Origin of the sequence: Streptomyces sp. NPDC101776, from assembly GCF_044766845.1 — a bacterium.
Taxonomy (GTDB): Bacteria; Actinomycetota; Actinomycetes; order Streptomycetales; family Streptomycetaceae; genus Streptomyces.
Map to the genome: position 1 here is coordinate 680,527 of NZ_JBIWMV010000003.1, position 25,355 is coordinate 705,881.

At 70.7% G+C, this 25,355-nt stretch carries 16 protein-coding genes; 9 read left to right on the top strand and 7 right to left on the bottom strand.

Annotated features, from left to right (window positions below):
• The first annotated feature begins 35 nt into the window (after window positions 1-35).
• Window positions 36-1,838 carry a SpoIIE family protein phosphatase gene (locus ACIRRY_RS14740; protein ID WP_403972082.1) on the top strand — a complete coding sequence of 601 codons (1,803 nt, stop codon included), beginning with the start codon at window positions 36-38 and terminating at the stop codon, window positions 1,836-1,838.
• A gap of 32 nt (window positions 1,839-1,870) precedes the next feature.
• Here the strand turns inward: ACIRRY_RS14740 and ACIRRY_RS14745 are convergent, their stop codons facing one another.
• Complete coding sequence (locus ACIRRY_RS14745; RefSeq protein WP_403972289.1) at window positions 1,871-3,352, bottom strand: MFS transporter; 1,482 nt, start codon at window positions 3,350-3,352, stop codon at window positions 1,871-1,873.
• A 224-nt stretch (window positions 3,353-3,576) separates the two neighbouring features.
• Here ACIRRY_RS14745 and hutH point away from each other — a divergent pair, with 224 nt between their 5' ends.
• Both hutH and ACIRRY_RS14755 read left to right on the top strand, forming a co-directional pair.
• Entirely contained in the window at window positions 3,577-5,262 is a 1,686-nt protein-coding gene (hutH, locus tag ACIRRY_RS14750; RefSeq protein ID WP_403972084.1) for a histidine ammonia-lyase, read from the top strand.
• The gene (locus ACIRRY_RS14755) at window positions 5,259-6,158 is read left to right on the top strand and encodes an amidohydrolase (RefSeq protein ID WP_403972086.1); all 900 of its coding nucleotides are present in this window, start codon (window positions 5,259-5,261) and stop codon (window positions 6,156-6,158) included. The genes hutH and ACIRRY_RS14755 overlap by 4 nt, the downstream gene beginning before the upstream one ends.
• Before the next feature lie 22 nt (window positions 6,159-6,180).
• Here ACIRRY_RS14755 and ACIRRY_RS14760 read toward each other — a convergent pair whose 3' ends face one another.
• Together ACIRRY_RS14760 and ACIRRY_RS14765 are read right to left on the bottom strand one after the other, a co-directional pair.
• A complete protein-coding gene (locus ACIRRY_RS14760; RefSeq protein ID WP_403972088.1) occupies window positions 6,181-7,641 on the bottom strand; it encodes a glycoside hydrolase family 76 protein in 1,461 nt (486 codons plus the stop codon).
• A gap of 34 nt (window positions 7,642-7,675) precedes the next feature.
• On the bottom strand, window positions 7,676-9,289 hold the full coding sequence (locus tag ACIRRY_RS14765) for a glycoside hydrolase family 27 protein (RefSeq protein ID WP_403972090.1): 1,614 nt from the start codon (window positions 9,287-9,289) through the stop codon (window positions 7,676-7,678).
• A gap of 204 nt (window positions 9,290-9,493) precedes the next feature.
• Between ACIRRY_RS14765 and ACIRRY_RS14770 the strand changes: the two genes are divergently transcribed.
• Entirely contained in the window at window positions 9,494-10,675 is a 1,182-nt protein-coding gene (locus ACIRRY_RS14770; RefSeq protein WP_403972092.1) for a glycoside hydrolase family 76 protein, read from the top strand.
• 4 nt (window positions 10,676-10,679) lie between these two features.
• Here the strand turns inward: ACIRRY_RS14770 and ACIRRY_RS14775 are convergent, their stop codons facing one another.
• The 4 genes from ACIRRY_RS14775 to ACIRRY_RS14790 form a co-directional block, all read right to left on the bottom strand.
• Window positions 10,680-11,711, bottom strand: coding sequence for a LacI family DNA-binding transcriptional regulator (locus ACIRRY_RS14775; RefSeq protein WP_403972094.1), 1,032 nt, complete (start codon window positions 11,709-11,711; stop codon window positions 10,680-10,682).
• Between the two features lie 92 nt (window positions 11,712-11,803).
• The gene (locus ACIRRY_RS14780) at window positions 11,804-13,102 is read right to left on the bottom strand and encodes an ABC transporter substrate-binding protein (RefSeq protein ID WP_403972096.1); all 1,299 of its coding nucleotides are present in this window, start codon (window positions 13,100-13,102) and stop codon (window positions 11,804-11,806) included.
• A gap of 58 nt (window positions 13,103-13,160) precedes the next feature.
• Window positions 13,161-14,072: a carbohydrate ABC transporter permease gene (locus ACIRRY_RS14785; protein ID WP_403972098.1), complete on the bottom strand. Its 912-nt coding sequence runs from the start codon at window positions 14,070-14,072 to the stop codon at window positions 13,161-13,163.
• Window positions 14,056-14,925: a carbohydrate ABC transporter permease gene (locus ACIRRY_RS14790; protein ID WP_403972100.1), complete on the bottom strand. Its 870-nt coding sequence runs from the start codon at window positions 14,923-14,925 to the stop codon at window positions 14,056-14,058. Before ACIRRY_RS14790 ends, ACIRRY_RS14785 begins: the two co-directional genes overlap by 17 nt.
• 322 nt (window positions 14,926-15,247) lie before the next feature.
• Between ACIRRY_RS14790 and ACIRRY_RS14795 the strand changes: the two genes are divergently transcribed.
• The 5 genes from ACIRRY_RS14795 to ACIRRY_RS14815 all read left to right on the top strand — a co-directional run bounded on the left by ACIRRY_RS14795 (window position 15,248) and on the right by ACIRRY_RS14815 (window position 25,295).
• Window positions 15,248-16,594: a glycoside hydrolase family 125 protein gene (locus tag ACIRRY_RS14795; protein WP_403972102.1), complete on the top strand. Its 1,347-nt coding sequence runs from the start codon at window positions 15,248-15,250 to the stop codon at window positions 16,592-16,594.
• Between the two features lie 400 nt (window positions 16,595-16,994).
• The gene (locus ACIRRY_RS14800) at window positions 16,995-18,530 is read left to right on the top strand and encodes an acyl-CoA carboxylase subunit beta (protein ID WP_403972104.1); all 1,536 of its coding nucleotides are present in this window, start codon (window positions 16,995-16,997) and stop codon (window positions 18,528-18,530) included.
• A 79-nt stretch (window positions 18,531-18,609) separates the two neighbouring features.
• Window positions 18,610-20,352, top strand: coding sequence for a fatty acyl-AMP ligase (locus tag ACIRRY_RS14805; protein WP_403972106.1), 1,743 nt, complete (start codon window positions 18,610-18,612; stop codon window positions 20,350-20,352).
• The gene (locus ACIRRY_RS14810; protein ID WP_403972108.1) at window positions 20,349-24,296 is read left to right on the top strand and encodes an acyltransferase domain-containing protein; all 3,948 of its coding nucleotides are present in this window, start codon (window positions 20,349-20,351) and stop codon (window positions 24,294-24,296) included. The genes ACIRRY_RS14805 and ACIRRY_RS14810 overlap by 4 nt, the downstream gene beginning before the upstream one ends.
• Before the next feature lie 9 nt (window positions 24,297-24,305).
• Window positions 24,306-25,295: an alpha/beta hydrolase gene (locus tag ACIRRY_RS14815; protein ID WP_403972110.1), complete on the top strand. Its 990-nt coding sequence runs from the start codon at window positions 24,306-24,308 to the stop codon at window positions 25,293-25,295.
• The last annotated feature ends 60 nt before the right edge of the window (window positions 25,296-25,355 follow it).

A 25,355-nucleotide genomic window follows, 5' to 3' on the forward strand; every position in this document is an offset into this window, starting at 1 on the left:
CGGCCGAGGCCGCACCAGTGGACGGGACGAAGCGTGTGACGGAGCACCCCAGCCCTCGTGAAGGCCCCGCCGGATCCGCCCGGCGAGGCGTCTCGTCGGGCGGCCCGGCACCCGTCGTACCGCTCGGCCGGACGCCTGTGCGGCACATGGACCGGCTCCAGTACCTGGATGTGGCCACCCGGCGGATCGCCCGCGGGATGGACCTGGACGAGACGCTGCGGGAACTGCGGTGGGCGGCGGTGCCCGCCTTCGCGGACGCGATCGTGATCCATCTGCACGATCCGCTGCCCGTCGGGGACGAGAAGTCGCCCACGGCCGTCGTCCTCCAGTTGCACAGCATCGACCGGGCGCCGGAGGCCAGGACCGCGCTGCTGATGCCGCACGCCGAGTACGGGGACGTGACCGAGCGGGTACAGCCGGTGCTCGACGGCCGGCTCGCGAAGCTGCTGCTGGCCGGGCAGCCGGCTTTCGGTGACACACCGGGCATCGACCTCGCGGTGACCGAGTTGCTGGGACCTGCGGCGAGCGCGCCGGGGACGCTGCCGCCCGGCCGCCGGCTGATCATCGCCCCGCTGCACGGCCGCCACCACGTCATGGGCACCGTCGTCCTGCTGCGCCGCCCCGGCCGCTCCGGATTCACCGCCGACGACCTGCTCGTCGCCTCCCAACTGGCCACCCACACCGCCATCGGCGTCCAGAAGGCGGTGATGTACGGCCACGAGGCCTCCGTCGCGGACACCCTCCAGCACACGATGCTCCCGTCGTCGCTGCCCGAGCCGACCGGCATCCGACTGGCCAGCCGCTATCTGCCCGCCTCGAAGACCGCGCAGGTCGGCGGCGACTGGTACGACGCGATCCCGCTGCCCGGCAGCCGGGTCGCGCTGATCGTCGGCGACGTCATGGGCCACTCCATGACCTCCGCCGCGATCATGGGCCAGTTGCGCACCATCGTGCAGACCCTCGCCGGCCTCGACCTGCCCCCGCACGAGGTCCTTCACCACCTCGACGAACAGGCCCAGCGGCTCGGCAGCGACCACATCGCGACCTGCCTGTACGCGATCTACGACCCGATCTCGCACCGCCTGCTCATGGCCAACGCCGGCCACCCGCCCGCCGTGCTGCTGCGCCCGAACGGCCACGCCGAGGTCCTCCAGGTCCCGCCGGGCGCACCGATCGGCGTCGGCGGTGTGGTCTTCGAGTCCGTGGAGATGCCGGCACCCACCGGCACCACCCTGGTCCTGTACACCGACGGCCTGGTCGAGTCCCGTGACAGGGACGTGGGGACGGGTGTCGAGGCCCTGCGCACACATCTCCGCTCCACCCCGCACCGACACCGTCACTCCTCGCTGGAGCGCCTGTGCGACCGGATCCTCACCGCGCTGGCGCCGGGCGCCCGCGACGACGACATCGCGCTGCTCACCGCCCGCTTCGAGGGCTTCCCCCCGGACAGCGTCGGCTACTGGCACCTCGACCCCCACCCGCTCACCGCCGGCCAGGCCCGCCGGCTGACCCGCAGGGTGCTGCGCCGCTGGGGCCTGGAGTCCCTGCTGGACACCACGGAACTCCTGGTCGGCGAGGTCGTCACGAACGCCGTACGGTACGCCTCGCGCCCCATCTCGCTACGGCTGCTGCGCACCGACGTGCTGCGCTGCGAGGTGACCGACGACTCGCCCCAGGTGCCCCGGATGCGACAAGCGGCACCCGGCGACGAGGGCGGGCGTGGCCTGTTCCTCGTAGACCGGCTCGCGCAGCGCTGGGGAGCGACGCGGCTGAGCACGGGCAAGGTCGTGTGGTTCGAGCAGCAGATCCCGAAGGACCCGCATTATCACGGGAGTTGACGACCAGGCGGACGGGGAAGGGGAGTTGACGCTCAGACCGGTCCAACTCCCGTGCCGCCCTTGAGGCGTTCGAGGTCGGAGGGGCGGACCTGGATCACGACGACGGCGATCAGCGCGGCGACGACGGTGAAGATCGCCGCCATGACGAACGCGGCCGAGACACCGGCGGTGAGGACGTGATCGCCCCAGGTGCCCGGGAGTTGGCCGGTGTGCTGGAAGCGGAGGCGTTCGGCCGGGGTCGCCTGGCCGAGGAACGCGGGGATCTGGTCCTTCGCCTCGTTGCGGCTGGCTGTGCCGAACATCGTGACCAGGATGGACAGTCCGAGTGAACCGCCCACCTGCTGCATGACGTTGAGGAGTCCGGAGGCCGCGCCGGTCTCCTGGACGGGGACGTCGGACAGCGCCATCAGGGTCAGCGAGACGAACTCCATGCCCATGCCCAGGCTGAACACGAGCATCGGGCCGAGGACACTGCCCAGGTAGGTGGAGTGGACGTCCGTCAGCGTCAGCCAGGACAGTCCGGCCGCGGCGAGGACCGCGCCGACGACCATGAACGGCTTGGGGCCGTAGGTCGGCAGGAACCGTGAGGCCAGGCCCGCGCCGACCGCGATCACGGCGCTGACCGGCAGGAAGGCGAAGCCGGCCATGAGCGGGCTGAAGCCCAGCACGTCCTGCACGAAGAGCGTGAGGAAGAAGAACATGCCGAAGATCGCGGCGGCGAGGCAGAGCATGATGCCGTACGTCCCGGCCCGGTTGCGGTCGCGGAACATGTGCAGCGGGGTGATCGGCTGCCGGGAGCGCCGCTCGACCAGGACGAACAGGGCGAGCACGACCACGGCCGCGGCGAACGAGGTCAGGGTGAGCCAGTCGCTCCACCCCTCCTGCGCGGCCCGGATGAAGCCGTACACCAGCAGCACCATGCCCACGGTCGAGGTCAGCGCGCCGGTGAGGTCGAAGCGGCCGGGATGGCGTTCGGACTCGCGGATCCAGCGCGGGGTGGCGAGGACGATGAGCAGTCCGATGGGCACGTTGACGAAGAGCACCCACCGCCAGTTCAGCCACTCGACGAGGATCCCGCCCATCAGCAGTCCGATCGCGCCGCCGCCGGCCGAGACACCGGCGAAGACCCCGAACGCCCGGTTGCGTTCCGGGCCTTCGCGGAACGTCGTACTGATCAGGGCGAGCGAGGTCGGCGAGGCGATGGCACCGCCGACGCCCTGGAGGGCGCGGGCGGCGAGGAGTTCACCGGAGTTCTGCGACAACCCGCCCAGCAGGGAGGCGAGGACGAAGAGCAGCACGCCGAACACGAACACCCGCCGCCGGCCGAGAATGTCACCGGCCCGGCCACCGAGCAGCAGCAGACCGCCGAAGGTGAGGGTGTACGCGTTGACGACCCAGGCCAGGCTGGTGGTGGAGAACCCCAACGAGCTCTGGATGTGCGGGAGGGCGATGTTCACGATGGTGATGTCGAGGACCACCATCAACTGACAGGACGCGATGACCAGCAACGCCATCGTGCTTCCGCCACCGCCCGGTTCCCGGGTGGTGGTCCGTCCTGCGGAGGCTTGCTGAGGACTGCTGCTCATGGCGGTTCGCACTCGCGAGAGGTCAGTGGAACGGATCCGTCCACTGGATGCCCACCGTTCGACGGTACGCCCGCCCCCTGCTCCCCACCACTCGATCATCCCGGCCCCAGCCGCTAGGTTCACACATGACAGGACATGGGGAGAAGCCATTGGTGACCGAGGTCGTCGTCGACGGACGGACGCTGTCCTACGGCGATGTCGTCGCCGTCGCCCACCATGGTGCCCAAGTCACCCTGGCGGACGGGGTGTTGCCGCGTCTGGCGCGTGAACGGGCCGTCGTGGACGACATGGTCGACCGACAGGTGCCGACGTACGGCCTGACGACGGGACTCGGTGCCCGCTCCTCCTACGCCCTGCCCCGCGCGGAACTGGACGCGTTCAGCGTCCGCACGGTCCGGGGTCGGGCGAACGCGGTCGGCGACCCGCTGCCGGTTCCGGTCGTACGGGCGGCCCTCGTCTCCCGGGTCAACGGCCTCGTGGGCGGCGGCAGCGGGGTGCGGCCGGAGATCGTACGGCTGCTGGTGGAGCTGCTCAACGCGCGGCTGCATCCGGTGATCCCCGAGGTGGGCTCGATCGGCGCGTCCGATCTGTGCCAGCTGGCGCACGTCGGCCTGGTCGTCGTCGGCGAGGGCAGCGCCGAGTACGACGGCGAGGTGCTCGACGGCGCCACGGCCCTGCGCCGAGCAGGTCTCGCCCCGGCTCGCCTCGGCCCGAAGGACGGCCATGTCCTGTGCAGCGCAAGCCCGTTGGCGGCCGGCCTCGGCGCCCTCGCCCTGCACGAGACGGCCGCGCTCCTCACCCTGGCCCAGGCGATCACGGCCTTGACCTACGAGGGCTTCCGGGCCAACACCAGCCCGCTCGACGCCAGGGTACTGGCCCTGCGCCCGGCTCCCGGCCAGTCCCGGGCGGCCGGCGAACTGCTGTCCCTGCTGGCCGGGGGCGAGTTGACCGACCCCCGCAACGCCCGCCGGGTCCAGGACCCGGTCAGCCTGCGGTGCGCCGCGCAGGTGCACGGCGCGGGGTACGCGGCACTGGCGTTCGCGGACGCGGCGCTGATGCCGGAGTTGAACGGGTGCGGGGACAATCCGGTGGTGCTGCCGGGCGGTGCCGGGGATGGCGTTGAGGAGTTGAGCGGTGCCGGGGACGGCCCGGAGGTGCCGACCGGCGTCGGCGCCAGTCCGGGGACACCGCCCGGTACCGAGGACACCCTGGAAGCGCCGACCGACACCAGCACCAGCACCGAGCCGCTGGCACCGGCCGCCACCGGCGAGATCCTCTCGTCCGGGAACTTCCACACCCCCGCCCTGGCCCTGGCCTACGACACCCTCGCGCTGGCCCTGACCCAGACCGCCGCCGTCTCCGCCGAGCGCATGCGCAGGCTGCTCGACCCGGCCGTCAGCGGACTGCCCGCGAACCTCTCGCCGTACGGTCCGGAACGCTCCGGCTTCGCGCCGCTGGTCAAGACGGCGCAGGCGCTCGTCGCCGAGGTGCGGATGCTGTCCGTACCGGTGTGCACCGATCCCCGACAGGGCGCGGACGCCGTGGAGGACGACTCGACCAACGCGGCGCTCGGCGCCCGGCGGTTGACGACGATGCTCGGGCGACTGCGTCAACTCCTCGCGGTGGAAGCCGTGGTGGCCGCGCAGGCCGTGGATCTGGCGGCACCGGCCGCGCTGGGCCGGGGGCCCGAGTACCTGCACCGGGCGATCCGCAAGGTCGTGCCCACGCTCACCGACGACCGCCCGCACGGGGTGGACGTGGAGACGGTGAGCCGCGACATCCTGAGGTCCGACGACGTCCGCAGCACACTGAACTCCTGGGCGAAAGAAGCGACATGACCAACGTCGACGTACACCAGCATCTGTGGACCCCCTCGCTGGTGACGGCGCTGCGCGCGCGCCGCGAACCGCCGTACCTGGACGGCTGGACGCTGTTCCTGGACGGTGAGCCGCCCTTCGAGATACCGCCCGCCGACCACGACATCGACCTGCGCGCGGACCTCGCCGCCGCCGACGGTCTCGGCCGGGTCCTCGTCTCACTGTCAGCCCCGATCGGCGTGGAGTGGCTCCCCGAGGCGGAGGCACGGCCCCTGCTCGACGCCTACCACGACGGCGTGGCGGCGCTGCCCGAGCCGTTCGGCGCCTGGGCCGCGGCCTGCGTACGGGACATCGACGCGGACGCGACCGCCAAGGACCTCGACCGGGGCTTCGAAGGACTCCAGCTCCCCGCCGACTCCCTTGCCGACGCGGCCGGTTACGCCCGCTGCGCGCCACTCCTCGATCTGCTCGAAGAGCGCGACCTCCCGCTCTTCGTCCACCCGGGGCCCGCGGTGGGCTCCTCGGCCGACCCCGCCTGGTGGCCCGCGACGGTGCCGTACGTCCAGCAGATGCACGCCGCCTGGTACGCCTTCCGCGCCTTCGGCCGCCCTCGCCATCCACGCCTCCGGGTGTGCTTCGCCCTGCTGGCCGGGCTCGCCCCGCTGCACGGCGAGCGACTCGCGGCCCGGGGCGGACAGCAACAGAAGGGCGACCAGGGCGTGTTCGTCGAGACCTCGTCCTACGGCCCGACCGCCGTCGAGGCGACCGTCCGCGCCCTCGGCGTGAACGCCGTGGTCCAGGGCTCGGACCGCCCGTACGCGGAACCGCCCTACCATCCCGGGTACGGCCTGGGCGGCGCGGCGGCGTACGCCTTCCGCATCGCCAACCCGAGGAGACTGCTGACCGGCCAGGGGTGACGGAGGTCGACGTGACGAACCGTCAGTTCGCCGCGTTCATCAGGTCGAGCGCGCTCTGCTGCCGGGCCGCGTCGGTGGAGTCCACCGGTCCGGCCCAGTGCAGCCCGTACGCGTCAAGGGAGTTGCGGTCGTTCGCGTACGCGGTGTCGGCCTGGCGGCGGATGTAGGTGGTGTAGGGGCGGTCGGAAAGACGGGAGTTGAAGGCGCCGAGGCCCCGGATGTACGCACCCTTGAAGGACGGTCCGTCGCCGCCGCAGCCGCCCGTCTCGCACGGCTCCCGCAGGATTCCACCGGAGTTGAGGGCCGTCGACGTGGTCGAGGCGTCACCGATCTGACGGCCGGTGGTGAGGAGAGCGGAGTCCCCGGTCGCCCGGTACAGCTCCGACAGCCCGCCGAGCAGCACGCCTTGGTTGTACGACCATGTCGTGTCGCCGTTGTTGCCGCAGGTCGCGAGGTTGATGCCGTCGTTGACGAGATGGGAGCCGTTGATCATGCCGGTGCCCTTGAACCACGACCACTCGGCGTTCGCCCGGCCGAGATACGTCGTGTCGCCCGCGATGCGGTTGTGCAGGGCCGCGTTCAGCTCCAGGTAGAGGGAGTTGGCGATGGCGTTCTTGTAGGTCCTGGCGGTGCTCCACCACACGCCGCCGCCACAGGTCGAGTCCCAGTAGCGCGCCATGTAATCGGCGTCCGCGCGGGCGGTGTTGAGGTACCGGCTGTCACCGGTGAGGTCGTACGCGTCGACCCAGGCCAGTCCCCACCAGCCGGTGTCGTCGATGTAGTCGTTGGTGAAGTTGCCGCCCTGGGCGGAGAGGTTGCGGTCGTAGGTGTTGGCGATCGCGTACTTGTAGCTGCCCATTCCGGTGACGCGGACGTTGTCGATGAGGGCGGTCAGGGCGTTGGCCGAATTCCACCAGCCGGTGGTGTCGAACAGGCCGGTGCCCAGGTTGTACGACTGCATCAGCGCGGTGGCGGCGGCAGTTGGGCGGCTTCCCGCGTTCCACGTCGTCCGGGCCCACGGTGTGCAGGCGATCTCGGCCCGGTCCCCCGCCTTGCCGCAGGCGCGCAGGGCGCCGACGCCGAGGGCGTTCCAGTCGTCGACGTTGTACATCAGGGTGCGCCAACCTCCTTGCCCCGCAGGGATGGTGGTGTCGCCGAGCTTGCTGCCCGAGCTCCAGGTGCGGCCGCCGTCGAAGGAGCGGTCGAGCCAGACCTCGTCGCCGGGGCTGCCGTTGGTGATCGAGGCCCAGCCCATCGCGTCGGTGTCGTCGAAGTGCAGGGCGATGGCGCGGGAGTAGATGGTGGCCGACACCGGCTGCCGGTCCCCCGGGGACAGGGCCGGGTCGCGGGCGTCGCAGTACCTGTTGCAGATCGTCGCCTCGGCGGCGGCGCTCGCGACGCCGGTGGAGACCGGCACGAACAGGGCCAGGACCGCGATCAGACCGGTCCCGACTCGCCTGATGCGTCTTGCAGTTGAGGTCATGCCGGCTCCATCGAGGTGGGGGGAAAGGGAGCGGTCAGCCCAGGCGCCACTGCTGGTTGGCGCCGCCGTTGCAGGACCAGAGCTCCAGTGCGATGCCGTTCACGTTGCCGGCCGCCTGGTCACCACCGGTGACGTCCAGGCAGAGGCCCGACTGGGTGCCGGTGATCGTGCCGTTGGGGTTGAGGCTCCACTTCTGGTTGGCGCCGCCGTTGCAGGTGTAGAGCTGCACCTTGGTGCCGTTGCTGGTCTGGTTGTTGTAGGCGTCCAGGCACTGGGTGCCGCCGTAGAGCCGGAGTTCACCGGCGGCGGTGATGGTCACGGCCTGGTTGGTGCCGCCACCGCAGTCCCAGATCTCGATCTTGGTACCGGGGGTGGTCTCGCCGTTGTAGGCGTCGAGGCAGCGGTTGGAGGAGGCACCGATCAGGGGGTGGGTGGTGCCGACGCTGGTCCCGCTGCCCGCGGAGACCCGGTACATCACCGAGCCGTGGCCGGGGACGCTCGCCGAGATGGTGCCGGTGGTACTGCTGATCACGTGCGACCAGAGGTTGTTGAGCCGGTACGAGGACGCCGAGGGGAGGCCGGCCGCCGTCGCCGAGGTGGTGATGGTGGCCGCCGAGGAGTTCTCGTTGAAGAGGACCACCGCGACGTCGCCGTTGGCGAGAGGCTTGGAAAGGACGTGCAGGCCACCGGAGTTGGAGATCTCGGTGCCCTGCTTGCCCAGGGAGTCCTGGTCCACGGCGATGACGTCCTTGTTACCGTAGAGGGAGAGCGTGGCGGCGGTGGCCTTGCGCAGGTCGGTGCCCGCGATCAGCGGTGCGGCCATCTCCGACCAGAGGCTGAAGTGGGCGCGGTCCTCGGTGAACGACATGCCATTGCCGACCTCCAGCATGTCCGGGTCGTTCCACGCGCCCGGCTTGGCGTACGCGGCGAGTTTCACGTTGGCCTTGTAAATCGACACCACGGTCGAGAAGTTGACGTTGATGTCGTCGGTCGTGCGCCAGCTGTTGCCGACGCCCGCGCCCCAGGTCCACACGTCGGCCAGGCCCCAGTTGCAGAGGCTGTAGACGATCGGACGGCCGGTGTTGGCCAGCGCGTCGCGCATCGCGGTGTAACGCTGCTGGTCGGGCACGTTCTGGTGGTTGCAGTTGTCGTACTTGAGGTAGTCCACGCCCCAGGCGGCGAAGCTGTCGGCGTCGGTCTGCTCATGGCCGAGGCTGCCGGGGTAGCCGGCACAGGTGGCGGTGCCGGCGCTCTCGTAGATGCCGAGCTTGAGGCCCTTGCCGTGGACGTAGGCGGCGGTGCCGCTGATGCCGTTCGGGAACTTGACCGGATCGGGGACGAGTTGGCCCGCCGCGTTGCGGGCCGAGGTCATCCAGCAGTCGTCGATGTTGACGTACTGGTACCCGGCGTCCTTCAGCCCGGAGGAGACGAGGTAGTCGGCGGTCTGCTCTACGAGTTGCTCGGTCACGTCGCAGCCGAAGGCGTTCCAGTCGTTCCAGCCCATCGGGGGCGTCCTGGCGAGGCCGTTGTCGAGGGCCCGCGCGGGCGGCGCGGCCCGCAGCACCAGCAGGGCCGGGACGACGGCCAGCAGCAGCACCATCGTGAGGGCGACGCTCAGACGTCTCCTGAGGAGCGACGGAACGGTCATGTCGAGGTCTCCTGTTTCGCCGTGTGGGGCCGGACGAACTCACCGTTGGAAACGTAACCATCGTGAAGGTTCCATCAGCGCGGGCACACCGTCAATGGTCCGGACCAAAATGTCCCGGGAGTGAACTACCCGTGTCGTCCAAGGCGTTGACGACCTCATGAGTCGATGACAACGTTTCCATCACCCGCACCCTTGGAGGCCCTCATGTCCTCGCGCCCCTCCCTGCGTCCTTCCCGGCGAGTGATGATCGGTTCCGGTCTGGCCGCGCTGACGGCGACGGCGGCCACGCCCGCGCTCGCATCCGAACGCCCAAGCGCCGCAAGGGCGTTGTCCCGTGCCACGTCCCTCTACTCCGCGCTGGGAAGACACTTCGACACGGCCGACGGCTCGGGGCTGGTCCGCGAGCAGATCCCGGCGGCGAGCGGCGACAACCCGTACTCGTACGAATGGCCCTTCTCGCAGGTGCACATCGCCGCGCTCGATCTCAGCGCCGTGGACGGGCGGTTCGAGCCGGAACTGACCCGCCGGGCGGCGGCACAGGAGCACTACTGGAACGCCGGTGGCGGGACGACGAAGCTGCCCGGTTACGCCTCCTACCCCGTCGCGCCGTACGGGGCGGGCGGTGACATGTTCTACGACGACAACGAATGGGTCGGGCTGGCCAAGGTCCAACGGCATCTCCAGACCGGGGACGCCGCCGCGCTGGCCCGCGCGAAGGAGATCTTCGCCCTGGTGAGGTCCGGCTGGGACACCGACAGCGGTCATGCCGCGCCGGGCGGGGTCTTCTGGACCCAGGCCGACTGGAGCCACGACCGCAACACCGTCTCGAACATGCCGGGCGCCCAACTCGCCCTGCACCTGCACCAGATCACCGGCGAGGCCGACTACCTGGACTGGGCGAGGCGCTTCCACGACTGGACGAACACACACCTCCAGAGCCCAAGTGGCCTGTACTGGGACCACCTCGACCTGCAAGGCACCGTCGAGAGGACCCTCTGGTCCTACAACCAGGGCGTGCCGGTCGGCGTCGCCGTGCTGCTGCACGAGATCACGCGGGACCGCGCCTACCTGCGCCAAGCGGAGCGCGTTGCCGCCGCCGCGTACACCTACTACGTCACGCAGGGACGGCTGTTCACACAGCCAGTGTTCTTCAACTCGATCTTCTTCAAGAACCTGCTGCTCCTGGAGTCGGTGACCGGGAAGGACACCTACCACCGGGCGATGGCCGAGTACGCCGACCAGGTGTGGGACACGATGCGCGACCCCGCCACCGGCCTCGTGCACTTCGACTCCGCCGGTGGCACCCAGGCCATCCAGCAGGCGGCCCTCGCGCAGATCTACGCCGTGCTCGCCTGGCCCCGCGCCAAATGGCGGACGCTGTACTGACCCCCTACGGGTGTCGGATCTCCCCCGTGCCGCGCGCGATCAACTCGACCGGGAGGACGGTGCGGTGGGAGGGGGAGTCGTCGCCGTCGATGCGGTCCAACAGGATGTGGGCGGCGCGGCGGCCGAGTTCCTCGGTGTCGGAGGTGACGACGGTGACCGGGGTGGCGAGCATGTCGGCGAGCTTGAAGTCGTCGAACCCCACGACCGCCACCGGGAGTTGGACCTCACGGCAGGCCCGCAGGACACCTTCGGTGAGGAAGCCCGTGGTGGAGAAGACCGCGGTGGGCGGGTTCGCCGAGGTGAGCAGGGTGCGGGTGGCGGCCTCGGCCTCCTCGGAGGTGCCGCGGCGCAGGGTGACGACCAGGCTGTTGTCGGTCTCGATGCCGGCGCGGCGCAACGCCTTGCGGTAGCCGCGCAGTCGGCGGCCGGTGCTGTAGTACGAGGGCGCGACGAGGATCGCGATACGGCGGTGGCCCTGGTCGATGAGGTGCTGGGTGGCCTTGTGACCGCCGTCCTCGTTGTCGACCAGGACCACATCGGCCTCGGCACCGGTGGCCGGCCGGTCGACGAAGACGATGGGCACGTGGTCGTGGCCGTTGATCTCGTTGAGGAAGGCGTGGTCGCCCTGGTCGGGGACGATGATGAGCCCGGCGACCCGGCGGCCGATCAGCTCGCCGACGGCCCTGCGTTCGACCTCGGGGTCCTCGTCGGCGGTGCTCAACAGGACTGCGTAACCCGCCTCGTTGGCGACCTCGACGGCCGCCTTGGCGAGGGAGGCGTAGAACGGGTTGGTGAGGTCGCCGAGAAGAAGCCCGATGGTCATGGAGTTCTGGCCGGGGCGCAGCGAGCGGGCGATCTCGTTGCGCTGGTAGCCGATGGCGGTGATGGCCGCGTTCACACGCTCGGCCGTCTCCTCGCGGACCGTGCCGATGCCGTTGACGACGCGGGAGACGGTGACGACGGCGACTCCGGCCCGCTCCGCGACATCGCGCATCGTGGGCCTGGTGTTCTGGCGGTGCGGGGGACGACTGCTCACGTGAGTTGAAGACCAACCTTCCATCGCGTACCGGGGCCGGGACCGCTCCCAGGATACGTTTCGGGTCCCGGCCCGCCGCTCGGCGCGGGGCGCTAACTGTTGTTCTTGATCACATCGTTGATCTTGTCGGTCATCGTCTGGAGGTCGGACAGCGGCTTCTTGCCGTTGAGGATGTCCGGCCAGTAGGCGGTGATCAAGTCGTTCGACTGGCCGGCCCACTGGGTGGTGAAGCGGACACCGATGGTGGTCGGCGTGTTCAGTCCCGCCTTGACGGTGGCCGCGACGGTCGTCTGCCCCGCCTTGTCGAGGGCGCCGAAGTAGGCGCTCTGGGACGAGAGATAGGCCGGGGCGGCGACCGGGGAGTCGGGCAGCACCTTGGTCCACACCGTGGAGTCGAGGTACTTGAGGACCTTGAAGGTGGCGTCCGCGTTCTGGGTGTACGACGGGGTGCAGATGCCCACGGCGTCGTACAGGGTGGCGGGCTTGGTCACCTGGGGCAGGGGCGCGAAGCCGTATTTGATCTTCGGCTTGTCGGTGAGGAAGCCGGCAGCCAGCCACTGGCCGCTCCACAGCATCGGGATCTGTCCGGCGGCGAACAGGCCCTGCTGGTTGCTGATGTCGTAGCCGGGCGGTGCGATGGCCCCGCTCCTGATGCCGGCCACGACCTTGCGGACGCCTTCGGTGTACGTCGCGTCGATGGTCGTCCTGGTGGGCTGGTGCACGTTGTCGGCGAAGGGGGCGCCACCCGCCGACAGCGCGTACGTGCTGAGGGAGAAGGGGCCGTCCGTGGAGGTCAACGCGTCTGCCACCAGACCGTACTTGGCACCCTTGGCGTGCAGTTTCGCGGCTGCGGCGAACATCTGGTCCCAGGTCCAGCCGGCGGCGGGCACGGTGATGCCGGCGGCCTCGAAGGCGTCGACGTCGTACCAGATGCCGTAGGTGTTCAGCAGCGAGGGGACGCCGCCTATCTTGCCGTCGGCGGTCTTCCAGTTCTTCATGGTGGACGAGACGAAGCTGCTCGCGCCGAAGTCGGTCGAGCCGGAGAGCCGGGAGGCCCAGTCGGTGAGGAGGCCCTGGCTGGTGTACTGCTGCTCGGTGTCGTTGCCGCACCAGAACAGGTCGGGGAGTTTCTTGGCCTGGGTCAGGGCGGCGAGCTTGTCGCTGTAGTTGCCGTTGGGGGTGTCGATCCGCCTGACCGTGATGTTCGGGTCGTGGAAGCCGGTCAGGGCCTGGTCGATGGCCTTGTTGGTGGCGGCGGACTCCCAGGTCATGAGGGTGACCGTGACCTTGCCGTCCGACTGTTTCCCGGACGAGCCGCCGCAGGCCGCCGTCGCGAGCAGTCCCCCCGCCGTCAGCAACGCTCCGGCGAGACGGGTCCATCGTTTCATCATGGCCTCCTGGTACCTGGCTGGTGCACGGCTCGTGGAAGGGGTCTGAACAGGCTGCGGTTCAGCGCTGGTTGACGGTGCCCAGGGCGCTCAGGCCCTGGATGAAGTAGCGCTGGGCGACGAAGAACACGATCAGCGGGGGGAGCATGTAGAGCAGGTTGGTGGCCATGTAGAGGTTCCAGTCCGGGGTCTGGCCGGCGAACTGGTTGACGAAGGAGGCCATGCCGACGCTCAGCGGCCACTTCTGGGACGAATACAGGTAGATCAATGGGTTGAGGTAGTCGTTCCAGGACATCTGGAAGGCCAGGATTGACATCGTTATCCAGGCGGGCTTCGTGATCGGCAGCATCACGCTCACGAAGATCCGGACGTGGCCCGCGCCGTCGACCTTGGCCGCCTCGTCGATGGAGTGCGGGATCGACAGGAAGTACTGGCGGGCCAGGAAGATGAAGAGCGGGTTGCCGCCGAGGAAGGCCGGGACGATCAGCGGCAGCCAGGTGTCGTACCAGCCGATGTCCTTGAAGAGTTGGAACAGCGGGATGATGCCGACCACCGGGGGCAGCAGCATGCTGCCGACGAAGACGTAGAACCACAGCTTGCGGCCGGGGAAGCGCAGCCGGGCCAGGGCGTAGCCGGCCATCATCGAGGTCAGCACCCCGCCGATCACCGAAAGACCGGTGATGACAACGGAGTTGAGCAGCAGGCGCGGGAAGTGGATGACCTTCGGGCCGTCGACGAAGTTCTTGAAGTGGAACTCGTGGGGCAGCAGGCGCGGCGGGACCTCGAAGACCGCCGAGGGACCTTTCAGGGCGACGGTGAGCATCCACAGGATGGGCAGGATCATCACCGAGCTGATCAGCAGCGCGGTCGCGTACCAGGACGCCGTGCGTACGGTCCTGCCGCGCGGCTTGGCAGGGGCGGTTGTCTTCGGCGCCGTCGTCGGCGCCCTCGTGACGTCAGGAGACGTGGTCACTGTAGGTCCAAATCGACGAGAAGCGGGCGGTGGCGGCGATCACGACGACGATGACGAGGAAGAGCACCCACACCTGGGCGGAGGCGTAGCCGAACTGGGAGACCTGTCCGAGCCGGGGGAAGCCGTTGTCGTAGATCGACAGCATCAGGGTCCTGGTGCTGAACCCGGGGCCGCCCTGGTTGTCCGGCGAGAGGATCTTCGGCTGGTTGAACGCCTGGAGGGCCGTCACCATCTGGAGGACCACCTGGAGGACCATGATCGGGCCGATCAGCGGCAGGGTGATCCGGAAGAACACCGTGCGGGGGCCGGCGCCGTCGAGCCTGGCCGCCTCGTACAGCTCGGTGGGGACCGCCTGGAGTGCGGCGAGGAAGATGATCATCGTGGAGCCGACGCTCCACAGCATGACGATCACGATCGACGGCATCGCCGAGTCGTCCCCGGACAGCCATTCGCTGGTGGGCAGCTGGAGCCAGTGCAACACCTGGTTGGCCAGGCCGACTTGGGGGTTGAACACGAACTTCCAGAGCGTGATGGTCGCCACCACGGGCAGCACGACCGGCAGATAGCACAGGGTGCGCAACAGGCCTACGCCCCGCATCCGTTGGTTGCAGAACACCGCCAGGGCCAGCCCGATGATCAGCGACATCGGTACGTACAGGACGACGAGCAGCAGCGTGGCGCGCACCGAGGGCCAGAAGGACGGGTCGGTGGTGAACATCCGGCGGAAGTTGTCGAGGCCGACGAACTTCGGGTCCGTCAGGCCGTTGTAGGTCGTCAGCGCGAAGTAGGCGGACCGGAACAGCGGGTAGACGACGAACGCCGTGAAGCCGATGAGCGCCGGTGCCAGGAACACATACGCGGCCAGGGTGTCCGAGGACCTCTTGGGTGGTCGGCGCCATGGGCGTCCGAAGCGACCCGGGCTCCCCCGGTCCGGCGGCCGGTCCACGGGTGGTGCGGTGGTTCTCGTCTCTTGGTGCGGAGCGGTTGTCACCCGCGCTCACCTTCTTCTTCCGAGGAGTTGACGAAGACCCGGACCGGGGCCGACCCGACCGTCTGGTGGTTGCCGACCGCCTCAAGGTAACGTTTCCATTCCCTGGCGATCACACCGTGGCGCACGCCACATGAGGGAGTCAAGAGGTGCGATGGTAACGTTTCCCGGATCAACATCCGGAACAGTGTGGGCAGTTCCGGAGTCGCTGAGCACGCTCGGGCGTCGGCTGGCGGGTGAGTTGCGGGGTGGTCCGGCGGGGGGCATTGTCGAGGGGTGTCTGACCAACACCTGGACGACGTCGATGAGTTGGGGCACTCCGTCGGGCTACGGCCCGGAGGTGTTCGTCAAGACCGGCGACATTCCGGCGATGTGGCTGCGGGACAGCACGGCGCAGGTCCGCCCCTATCTCGCCGTGGCGACGGACCCGGAGGTCGGAGACGCCCTGGCCGCCGTCTCACGCCGCCAGATCCGCTGTGTCCTGCTGGATCCGTACGCCAACGCCTTCAACGACGGCCCCACCGGCGCGCACGGCGAACCCGTCGACCGTCCCGCGCCGGGCGACTGGGTGTGGGAGCGCAAGTACGAACTCGACTCCCTGTGCGCGCCGTTGCAGCTCGCGTACGCGCTCCGGCGGGCGACGGGTCGCGAGGACCATCTCGACGAGGAGTTCCATCGCGCCGCGTGGCTGATCGTGCGGTTGTGGCGGGCGGAGCAGTCCCACGCGGACTCGCCCTACCGGTTCGTCCGGCCGTCCGGCCCGTTCGCCGGAGACACTCTTCCCCTCAACGGCCGTGGTGGGCGGGTCGGTTGGACCGGCATGACCTGGTCGGGCTTCCGACCGAGCGACGACGCGTGTGCCTACGGCTATCCGGTGCCGGCCAACGCGCTGGCGTCGGCGAGCCTGCACGGGTTGGCCGAGCTGGCGGCGGCGGTGCTGGACGACACCGAACTCGCCCATGAGGCCTGCCGGTTGGCGGACCAGATCGACGCCGGGATTCTGGCACACGGGGTGGCCTCCCTGGACGGCACCGGGGTCCTCGCCTACGAGGTCGACGGCCTCGGCGCCGCGCTGCTCTGCGACGACGCCAACCTCCCGAGCCTGCTGAGCCTCCCGCTGAGCGGCTGGTGCGCGCCGGAGGACCCGCTGTACCGGGCCACTCGCCACTTCGCACTCTCCGAGGGCAACCCTTCCTATTTCAGCGGGAGTTACGCGTCCGGGATCGGCAGCACGCACACGCCGGACCGCCACGTCTGGCCGCTGGCGATCGCCACCGCCGGTCTCACGGGCGACGCGGACGAGGCGGCGCGAGCCCTGGAGACCCTGGCCGCCACCACCGCCGGAACCGGCCTGATGCACGAGAGCTTCCATGTCGACGCACCCGGCCGGTTCACCCGGGACTGGTTCGGCTGGGCGAACGCGATGTTCTGCGAGCTTGCGCTGGAGTTGTGCGGGGTGGGAGTGGGGCCTTTGTTTCCGGTGCATCCACGGGCGTTGCCGGGGGCGCAGGGCGCGGGCGGCGGGTCGGGGTGAACGTGCGTCTGCGGGTCGGCCCTCGGCACAGAGCCGATCGTCACGCCCGTGTGCGAATTACGCCGCAAGCGGTGAACTCCGCGTGCCGAGCCGCCCCTTGAGGACCGGCTCCGGGCCGACCGCCAGCGCCGACGCCGCCGCGCTCCCTCGAACCAGCACACGCGGCACAGCGGACTGCTGTTCCTGACCCCGTTCTCCCGCCGACCGTCAGCACCGCGCTCCGCACCTTTCGCCGTCTCCTCGCCGATCCGTTGTCACCTCAGGACGAACCTCCGTCGCCCGGGACTCAACTCCCGCAAACAGAACGGGGATCCCTCGGCCCGCTCGCGGATCACTGCCATATTCGAGAACCACTTCGGAGGTGGCTGTGACGCTAGAGGCGACGACATCCCTGACGGCAGTGACAGATACGGCGGACCGTACCGCCGGACGCATCGCCGACCTGGCACTCCGCAGGACGCGGGCGACGGTTGCGGCCGCACCGAGAAGACAGGGCGCTCTCGGTGCGCGGGAGCGGATCGAACGGCTGCTGGACTCGGGGTCGTTCGCGGAGACCGGTGGGTTCGTGCGGGCCCGGGCCGTCGGGGACGGGGCTCGACGTCCCTATGGCGACGGGGTGGTGACCGGATACGGCACAGTGGACGGTCGGCCGGTCTGTGTGTTCGCGCAGGACTCCACGGTCTTCGGCGGCAGCATGGGCGAGGCCTTCGGCGAGAAGACCGTGGCCCTGATGGAGCTCGCCCTGAAGACCGGCTGCCCGGTCGTCGGACTCAACGACTCCGGCGGCGCCCGTATTCAGGAGGGCGTCAACTCGCTCGCTCTCTACGCCGAGTTGGTGCGCCGGAATGTGAAGGCGTCCGGGGTGATCCCGCAGATCTCCGTCGTCCTGGGCCCGTGCGCGGGCGGCGCGGCGTACTCCCCCGCGATCACCGACTTCACCGTGATGGTGGACGGCGCCTCGCACATGTTCGTCACCGGCCCCGACGTCATCGAGGCGGTCACCGGCGAACGCACCACCGCCGAGGAGCTGGGCGGCGCCCGCACCAGCAACTCCGTGAACGGCAACGCCCACTTCCTGGCCGCCGACGAGGAGGACGCGCTCGACACCGTCCGCGAGCTGCTGTCGTACCTTCCCGCCAACAACCTTGAGCGGCCACCGGAGTTCGCGCCCGGTTCCGTCGCCGACGGGGCCCCGCTCGACACGGTGGTGCCCGACCGGCTCGGGCAGGTCTACGACATGCGGGACGTCCTGCACGTGGTCGTCGATGACGGTGAACTGCTCTATGTGCAGGAGCTGTTCGCGCCGAACATCATCTGTGCGCTGGCTCGGATCGAGGGGGCGAGTGTCGGGGTCGTGGCCAATCAGCCGCTGCACTCGGCGGGTGTCCTCGACATCGACGCCTCCGAGAAGGCCGCGCGGTTCGTGCGGTTCTGCGACGCGTTCGGCATCCCGCTGCTGACCTTCGCCGACGTCCCCGGCTATCTCTCCGGCGTGCGCCAGGAGCGGGGCGGGATCATCCGGCGCGGCGCCAAACTCCTCTACGCGTACGCCGAGGCGACCGTCCCGAAGGTCACCGTGGTGGTGCGCAAGGCGTACGGCGGCGGATACGCGGTGATGGGCTCCAAGCACCTCGGCGCCGACCTCAACCTCGCCTGGCCCACGGCGCGTATCGCCGTCATGGGCGCGGAGGGCGCCGTGGGCGTCCTGCACCGCCGCGAACTCGCCGCCTCGGCCGAACCCGAGGCGCTGCGGGCCGACTTGGTCGCCGCGTACGAGGCCACGCACGGGACGCCGTACCTCGCCGCCGAGCGCGGATACGTCGACGACGTGATCGCCCCGCGCGACACCCGCGCCCACGTCGGCCGTGCCCTGCGCGCGCTGCGCGGCAAGCGTGCCCCGATGCCGGAGCGACGGCACGGCAACATCCCGCTCTGACCGCACCGACTGCCCTGCCAGCCCTGTCAGCTCCGACCCCTCTGACCGCTCTGTTCCGCGATGTGAGGAGCCACGCCCGATGGACAGCCGCCGTCCCCCGCTCGCGCCCGCGTACCGGACTCTGCCCGAGTACGTGCGGCACTGGGCCGAACTCACCCCGGACCGCCGGGCGTTCACCTTCGTCGACCATCCGGCCGCCAACTCCCGTGGTGTGCACCGCACGCTGACCTGGCAGCGGCTGGACCTGCGCGTGCGGGCACTGGCCGCCCGGATCGCCGAGCACGCCGAACCCGGTGCGCGGGTCGCCCTGTTGTGCCCGCAGGGGACGGACTACATCACCGGTTTCCTGGCGGCGCTGACGGCCGGAACCGTCGCCGTACCGCTGTATCCGCCCGGTCTGCCGGGACAGGGCGACCGGCTCGTCGGGGTGTTGGGCGACGCGCGCCCCTCCGTCGTGGTGACCACCGGGCGCGTCCTCGCGGAGGTGACCGACTTCTGCGAACGCGTCCATGTGCCGGTCCTCGCGGCGGATCGGGTCCCTGACTCCGCCGCCCTCAACTGGCGGGCACCCGCGCCCGATTCGTCCGCGACCGCCTACCTCCAGTACACCTCCGGCTCCACCCGCGCCCCGGCCGGCGTGGAGATCACCCACGCCAACGTCGTCGCCAACGCCCGCCAGGCGCTGGCCGCTTACGGTGCCGACGCGCATCCGATGACCTGCGTGGGCTGGCTGCCGCTCTACCACGACATGGGGCTGGTGCTGAGCGTCGCGGCCCCGGTCGTCCGCGGTCTGCTGTCGGTGCTCATGGATCCGGCCGCGTTCCTGCACGAACCGGTGCGCTGGCTACGGCTGTTGGCCGCGCATCCGCAGGCGTTGAGCGCCGCGCCCAACTTCGCCTACGACTACTGCGCCTCCGCCGTCACCGGGGCGCAGAAGGAGGGGCTGCGGCTGGACGGGATCGCCGCGCTGATCAACGGCAGCGAACCCGTCCGGCCCGGCACCGCCGACCGTTTCCACGCCGCGTTCGCCGCACAGGGGTTGGCGGCGGAGACGCACTGTCCGTCCTACGGGCTCGCCGAGGCCACCGTCTTCGTCAGCGCCGCCCGGCCCGGCCGGCTGCTCGGCAGGTTCGCCCTCGACCGCGACGCCCTCACGGCCGGAAAGGCCCTGCCCGCGCGGCCGGATGACCCAAGAGCCGTGCTGCTGGCGGGATGTGGGACGCCGGTCGGTCAGCGCGTGTGCGTCGTCGATCCCCTCGCCCATGCCGTGCTGGCCGAGGGGGAGGTCGGGGAGATCTGGGTGCAGGGTCCCAACGTGGGCCGCGGCTACTGGAACAACTCCGCGCAGACCCGGCACGTCTTCGACGCCGCGCTCGGCGAGGACGTGCCGGGCAGTTGGCTGCGCACCGGTGACCTCGGGACCGTCCTGGAGGGGCAGTTGATCGTCACCGGCCGGCTCAAGGACCTCATCGTCGTCGACGGCCGCAACCACTATCCGCAGGACGTGGAGGCCACCGCCCAGGACGCGCATCACGCCGTACGGCGCGACCGGCTCGCCGCGTTCGGGGTGCCGGGCGGCGCGGGTGAGCGGGTGGTCGTCGTCGCCGAGCACGCGCGGACCATCCGCCTCGCCGACATCGACGTACCGGCCCTGACACGTGCCGTACGCGCGGCCGTCTCCGCCCGGCACGGGCTACGGCTCGCCGATGTCGTCCTCGTGCCGCCGGGCACCGTGCCCCGCACCACCAGCGGCAAGGTGTCGCGCGCCCTGACCCGCACCCGGTACCTGGAGGGCGCGTACGCGGCGGAGACCGTCGTATGACGGCCGCCGACGCGAGATCGCTGCTGCGGCGCCGCATCGCGCAACGGGTCGCCGAGTGGAACGGCACCCCGGTCGACGACGTCCCCACGGACCGACCACTTGCCGACCTCGGCATGTCCTCGCGCGAAGCGGTCGTGCTGGCGGGCGAGTTGTCCTCGCTGACGGGCCACGAGTTGCCGGCGACCCTGCTGTGGGAGGCGCCGACCGTGGACGCGCTGGTGGAGCGGGTGTGCGGTACGGCGGCGACACGTGTCACACGGGAGAACCCCGCACCGGTGACACCCGGCGAACCCGTCGCGGTCATCGGCGTCGGTTGCCGACTGCCGGGCGGCGTGCGCGGTCCGGCCGACTACTGGCGGCTGCTCATCGACGGCGTCGACGCGATCGGCCGTGTCCCCGAGGACAGATGGGGCGACTTCACTGCGTTCCCGCCCCCCGAAGCGCCTTTGTACGGCGGGTACTTGGACGACATCGCCGGGTTCGACGCCGACTTCTTCCGCATCACCCCGCGCGAGGCCGCGGTGATGGACCCGCAGCAGCGCATTCTCCTGGAGGTCGTCCGCGAGGCCCTCGACCATGCCGCCGTGCCCGCCACCGCCCTGGCGGGCACGGCCACCGGCGTCTACGTCGGCGTCTCGGCCCCGGAGTACGGACAGCTCACGGGCGCCGACGCCGCAGCCGTCGATCCCTGGGCCCCGGCGGGCGCGGCGCTCAGTGTGACGGCGGGCCGACTGGCGTACGTGCTGGACACGCGCGGGCCCAACATGGCGGTGGACACGGCCTGTTCGTCCTCGCTGGTCGCCGTGCACCAGGCCTGCGTCGGCCTCCGCGGCGGCGAGACCGACACGGCGATCGCCGCCGGGGTCAACGTCCTGCTGTCCCCCGTCGTCGGCGTCGCCTTCCAGCGGGCGGGCGCGCTCGCCCCGGACGGCCGCTGCAAGCCCTTCTCCACGGCCGCCGACGGCATCGGTCGCGGTGAGGGCTGCGCGGCGGTGCTGCTGAAGCGGCTGTCCGACGCGGAGCGGGACGGCGACCGCGTGCTCGCGGTCATCCGGGCGACCGTGGTCAACTCCGACGGCCGCTCCAATGGTCTCCTTGCCCCCAACCCCGCTGCCCAGCAAGACCTGTTGACGAGCGCGTACGCACGGGCCGGACTCACCCCGGCCCACGTCGACTACGTCGAGGCGCACGGCACCGGCACCCCGCTCGGCGACCCGATCGAGGCGGGCGCTCTCGGTGCGGTGCTGGGCGCGGGCCGTGACCCCGAACAGCCGTTGCTGCTCGGCTCGGTGAAGGGGAACCTCGGCCATCTGGAGTCCGCGGCGGGCATCACCGGCCTGGTGAAGACGGTCCTCGCCCTCCACCACGACCTCGTCCCGCCCTCGCTGCACGGCGACACCCTCGACGACGGCCGGCTGCGCGTGGTCACCGAGCCCGAACCCTGGCCCCGCTACGGCGGTACGGCCACCGCCGGCGTCTCGGGATTCGGGTTCGGCGGCACCAACGCCCATGCCGTACTGGGGGAATGGCGGCCCGCGCTCCTCCCGGTCGATGAGCCCGGCACCCTCCGGGTCGAGGAGCCCGTCGCTCGCCTCCATCTCCTCTCCGACGTCGACACCGAGCGGGTCCGCGACACCGCGTCCCGTATCGCCGCGTGGCTCCGCACGCCCGAAGGGAGCGCCGCCCGTCCCGCCGATGTGGCGCGCACACTCGCGGGTCGGGCGGGACGCGGGCCGGTACGTGCCGCGGTCGTCGCGGGTAGCGGGAACGAACTGGCCGATGTTCTCGGTGCGTTGGGGCAGGGCGGCCAGGACGCTCGGGTGGTGACCGGCGACCGTGATCTCGTGGGGCGCGGTCCGGTGTGGGTGTTCTCCGGGTACGGCAGCCAGTGGACCGGCATGGGGCGCCAACTCCTTCTGGAGGAAGGGGCGTTCGCCGCCGCCGTCGGGAAACTCGACGCGCAGGTGGCCGACGTGTTCGGCTTCTCCCTCCAGGAGCACCTGGCTTCCGCCGGGGATCTCGACCGGCTGGAGGTCGCCCAACCGGTCCTGTTCGGCGTCCAGTTGGCGCTCGCCGAGGTGTGGCGGTCGTACGGCGTCGAGCCGGTCGCCGTGATCGGTCACTCCCTGGGTGAGGTGGCCGCCGCCGTCTGCGCGGGCGCGCTGGACGTGGCGGACGCGGCCCGGATCGTCGCCGTACGGGCTCGGCTGCTCGGGCGCCTGCAGGGTGGCGCGATGGCCGTGGTCGACCTGGAGGACGGTGAACTGGCCACTCTGGAGCGGGACTTCCCGGGTGTTCATGTGGCCGTGCACTCCTCGCCCCGGCAGAAGGTCGTCACCGGTGACGAGATGGCCGTAGCCCGGCTGGTGCGTGGGCTGGAGGAGCGAGGGCGGGCCGCCCGGGCGATGCGGGTCGTCGGCGCCGGGCACTCACCGCAGGTGGAACCGCTGTTGCCGGAGCTGGTCGACGCCCTCGCGGACGTCCGGGGCCGGTCTCCGCGCACTCCCGTCTACTCCACCGTCCTCGACGAGCCGCGCGGCGCCTGCGAGTTCGACGCCGAGCACTGGGCCGCCAACCTGCGTCGGCCGGTACGCCTGGACCGGGCTCTCGCCGCCGCCGTTGCCGACGGACACACCGCCTTCGTCGAGATCTCGCCGCATCCGGTCCTCGCCCGGGCCGTCGCCGACAACGTGCCCGGCGCCCTCATCCTCGGCACGCTGCACCGCGACGCGGCCGGATCTCCCGCGTTCCTCTCGGAGTTGGGCGCCTTGTACGCGGCGGGACTGGACCTGCCGCTGCCGTCCGGCCGCGTCATCGACCTCCCGGCACCACGCTGGCGACATGTCCGGTACTGGTGGAACGACGGCCGGACTCCCATCGCGGCGACAGCCGCGCACCGCTGGGCCGAGCCGTCCCCAGCCCCCTTCCCGGAGGACTCGGTGGCCGCTCGCCTCAGCCACCACATCGCCACCGTCACCGGTCATCCGGCGGCCCGTATCACCCCCACCACAGCACTGACGGACCTCGGCCTGGACTCCCTCATGGCCGTCCGCGTCCGTACCGCCCTGGAACGCGACTTCGGCGTCGAGCTGCATCTGCGCGAGTTTTTCGAGGCCACCACGCTCGCCGAACTGGCTGACCGCGTGGGCCAGTTGACGGACTCGACACACCCCCCGCTCTTCCTCTTCCACGCCGCCGGCGGAACCACCGACGTCTACCGCGCGCTCGCCCAACACCTGGGCGCCGACCGTCCGGTGCACGGACTGGACCGGATCGACGACGCCCGCACCGTGGCCGAGAAGGCGCGCCGCTATGCCGAGGAGATCATCGCCGCCCACCCCGACGGGCCCTGTCTATTGGCTGGTTGGTCCTTCGGCGGGTTCGTCGCCCAGGAGACGGCGCGTCAACTCAGCGCGTCCGGGCGGGAGGTCGGACTCGTCGCGCTCATCGATGCCGTACGTCCCCTCCCCCGGCCGGACCGCGTCCGTACCCACCTCACCGGCTTCGCCCGGCACATCGCCGACACCTACGGGGTCCAACTCGCGCTGCCCTACGACGAACTCGTGGCGATGGACGACGACCACGAGCGCATCGACCTCGTGCTGCGCACCCTGCGCGAGGCCGTGCAGGTGCCGCCGGCCGCGTTGGAGCATCAGCGTGCCTCGTACCTGGATCTGCGGATCGGCGAGGCGCACCGGCCGGGACGGTACGACGGCCGGGTGGTCCTGTACCGGGCCACCGAACCGGCTCCGCACACCGTGCGCGACCCGGCGTACGAACGGGACGACGACGCGCTCGGCTGGGGCGAGGTGTGCTCGCGGCTGACGGTCGTACCCGTGGCGGGCCATCACCTGTCGCTGCTCGACCCGCCGTACGTCGACGAGATCGCCGCCCATCTGCGGCGGGTGCTCGCCTCGCCGGGCGGACCCGCCGAACCGGACTGAGGAGCCGCCATGCCCTGCCATCGCCCTGCCGGAACGTCCCCGAACGCCGACCGGCCGCACCAATCCCCCGTCGGCCTGTCCCGCCGTACGGTCGCCCGGGCCACGGCGGCCACGGGACTGGCCGCGCTGTTCGGCACCACGGTCTCAGTGGGCCGGGCGCGGGCCGCGACCCAGGTCTCGGCGCGCACCTTCGACCTGTCCGTGTCCTCGCCCGCGCTGGGACGCAGCGCGCCGGTGCGGCTGATCCTGCCGTCGGACTTCGCCGCGCAGCCCGGTCGGACGTATCCCGTGCTGTATCTGCTGCACGGGGCGCACGACGACTACACGTCCTGGACGCGGGAGACGGACATCGAGGCGTTCACCGAGGGCCGCGACCTGATCGTGGCGATGCCGGACGCGGGTCCCACCGGCATCCCGAGTGCCTGGCGGTCCGGCCCGGACTACGAGACCTTCCAACTCCAGGAGGTTCCGGCGCTGTTGGCCCGCGACTACCGGGCGTCCGGGGTGCGGGCCGTCGCCGGGGTGTCCACCGGGGGCTACGGCGCGATGGCGCACGCGGCCCGTCACCCGGGGGCGTTCACCGCCGCCGCGTCGTACAGCGGCATCCTCGACACCACGGCGCCCGGGGTGCCCTCGCTGGTGGACGCGATCGTGGCCCGCGAGAGTCTGGCGCCGCTGTCCTTGTGGGGCAATCCCCTGCTGGACGCGCTGACTTGGCGCGTCTTCAATCCGCGCGCACAGGCAGGCGGGCTGCGCGGGACGCCCTTGTACGTGTCCAACGGCAGTGGTGTGGTGGGAGGTTCGGGCGACTGGCTGCCGGAGGCGTTGGAGAGTCTGCTGTGGCCCTCCGCGCACAGTTTCGCCGGTGTTCTCGCGCTGCTCGGGATTCCGGTCACGACGCACTTCTACTCGGGCGGTGGACACAGCTGGGCTTACTGGAAAGGGGAGTTCACCGCCTCGTGGCCGATGCTCGCCGGTGCGCTGGGGCTGCCGGAGTGATGTCGGTGCAGCCGGGGCACGGAACGGAGCGCAGGGAACGTCCGTCCAACACGGGACGTC

Coding starts and splice junctions, on each gene's coding strand:
- ACIRRY_RS14745 (WP_403972289.1), bottom strand. CDS start 3,352: ATGGCGTTGCTGGTCATCGCGTCCTGTCAGTTGATGGTGGTCCTCGAC.
- ACIRRY_RS14765 (WP_403972090.1), bottom strand. CDS start 9,289: ATGACCGTTCCGTCGCTCCTCAGGAGACGTCTGAGCGTCGCCCTCACG.
- ACIRRY_RS14780 (WP_403972096.1), bottom strand. CDS start 13,102: ATGATGAAACGATGGACCCGTCTCGCCGGAGCGTTGCTGACGGCGGGG.
- ACIRRY_RS14810 (WP_403972108.1), top strand. CDS start 20,349: ATGACGGCCGCCGACGCGAGATCGCTGCTGCGGCGCCGCATCGCGCAA.
- ACIRRY_RS14815 (WP_403972110.1), top strand. CDS start 24,306: ATGCCCTGCCATCGCCCTGCCGGAACGTCCCCGAACGCCGACCGGCCG.
- ACIRRY_RS14805 (WP_403972106.1), top strand. CDS start 18,610: ATGGACAGCCGCCGTCCCCCGCTCGCGCCCGCGTACCGGACTCTGCCC.
- ACIRRY_RS14770 (WP_403972092.1), top strand. CDS start 9,494: ATGTCCTCGCGCCCCTCCCTGCGTCCTTCCCGGCGAGTGATGATCGGT.
- ACIRRY_RS14755 (WP_403972086.1), top strand. CDS start 5,259: ATGACCAACGTCGACGTACACCAGCATCTGTGGACCCCCTCGCTGGTG.
- ACIRRY_RS14760 (WP_403972088.1), bottom strand. CDS start 7,641: ATGACCTCAACTGCAAGACGCATCAGGCGAGTCGGGACCGGTCTGATC.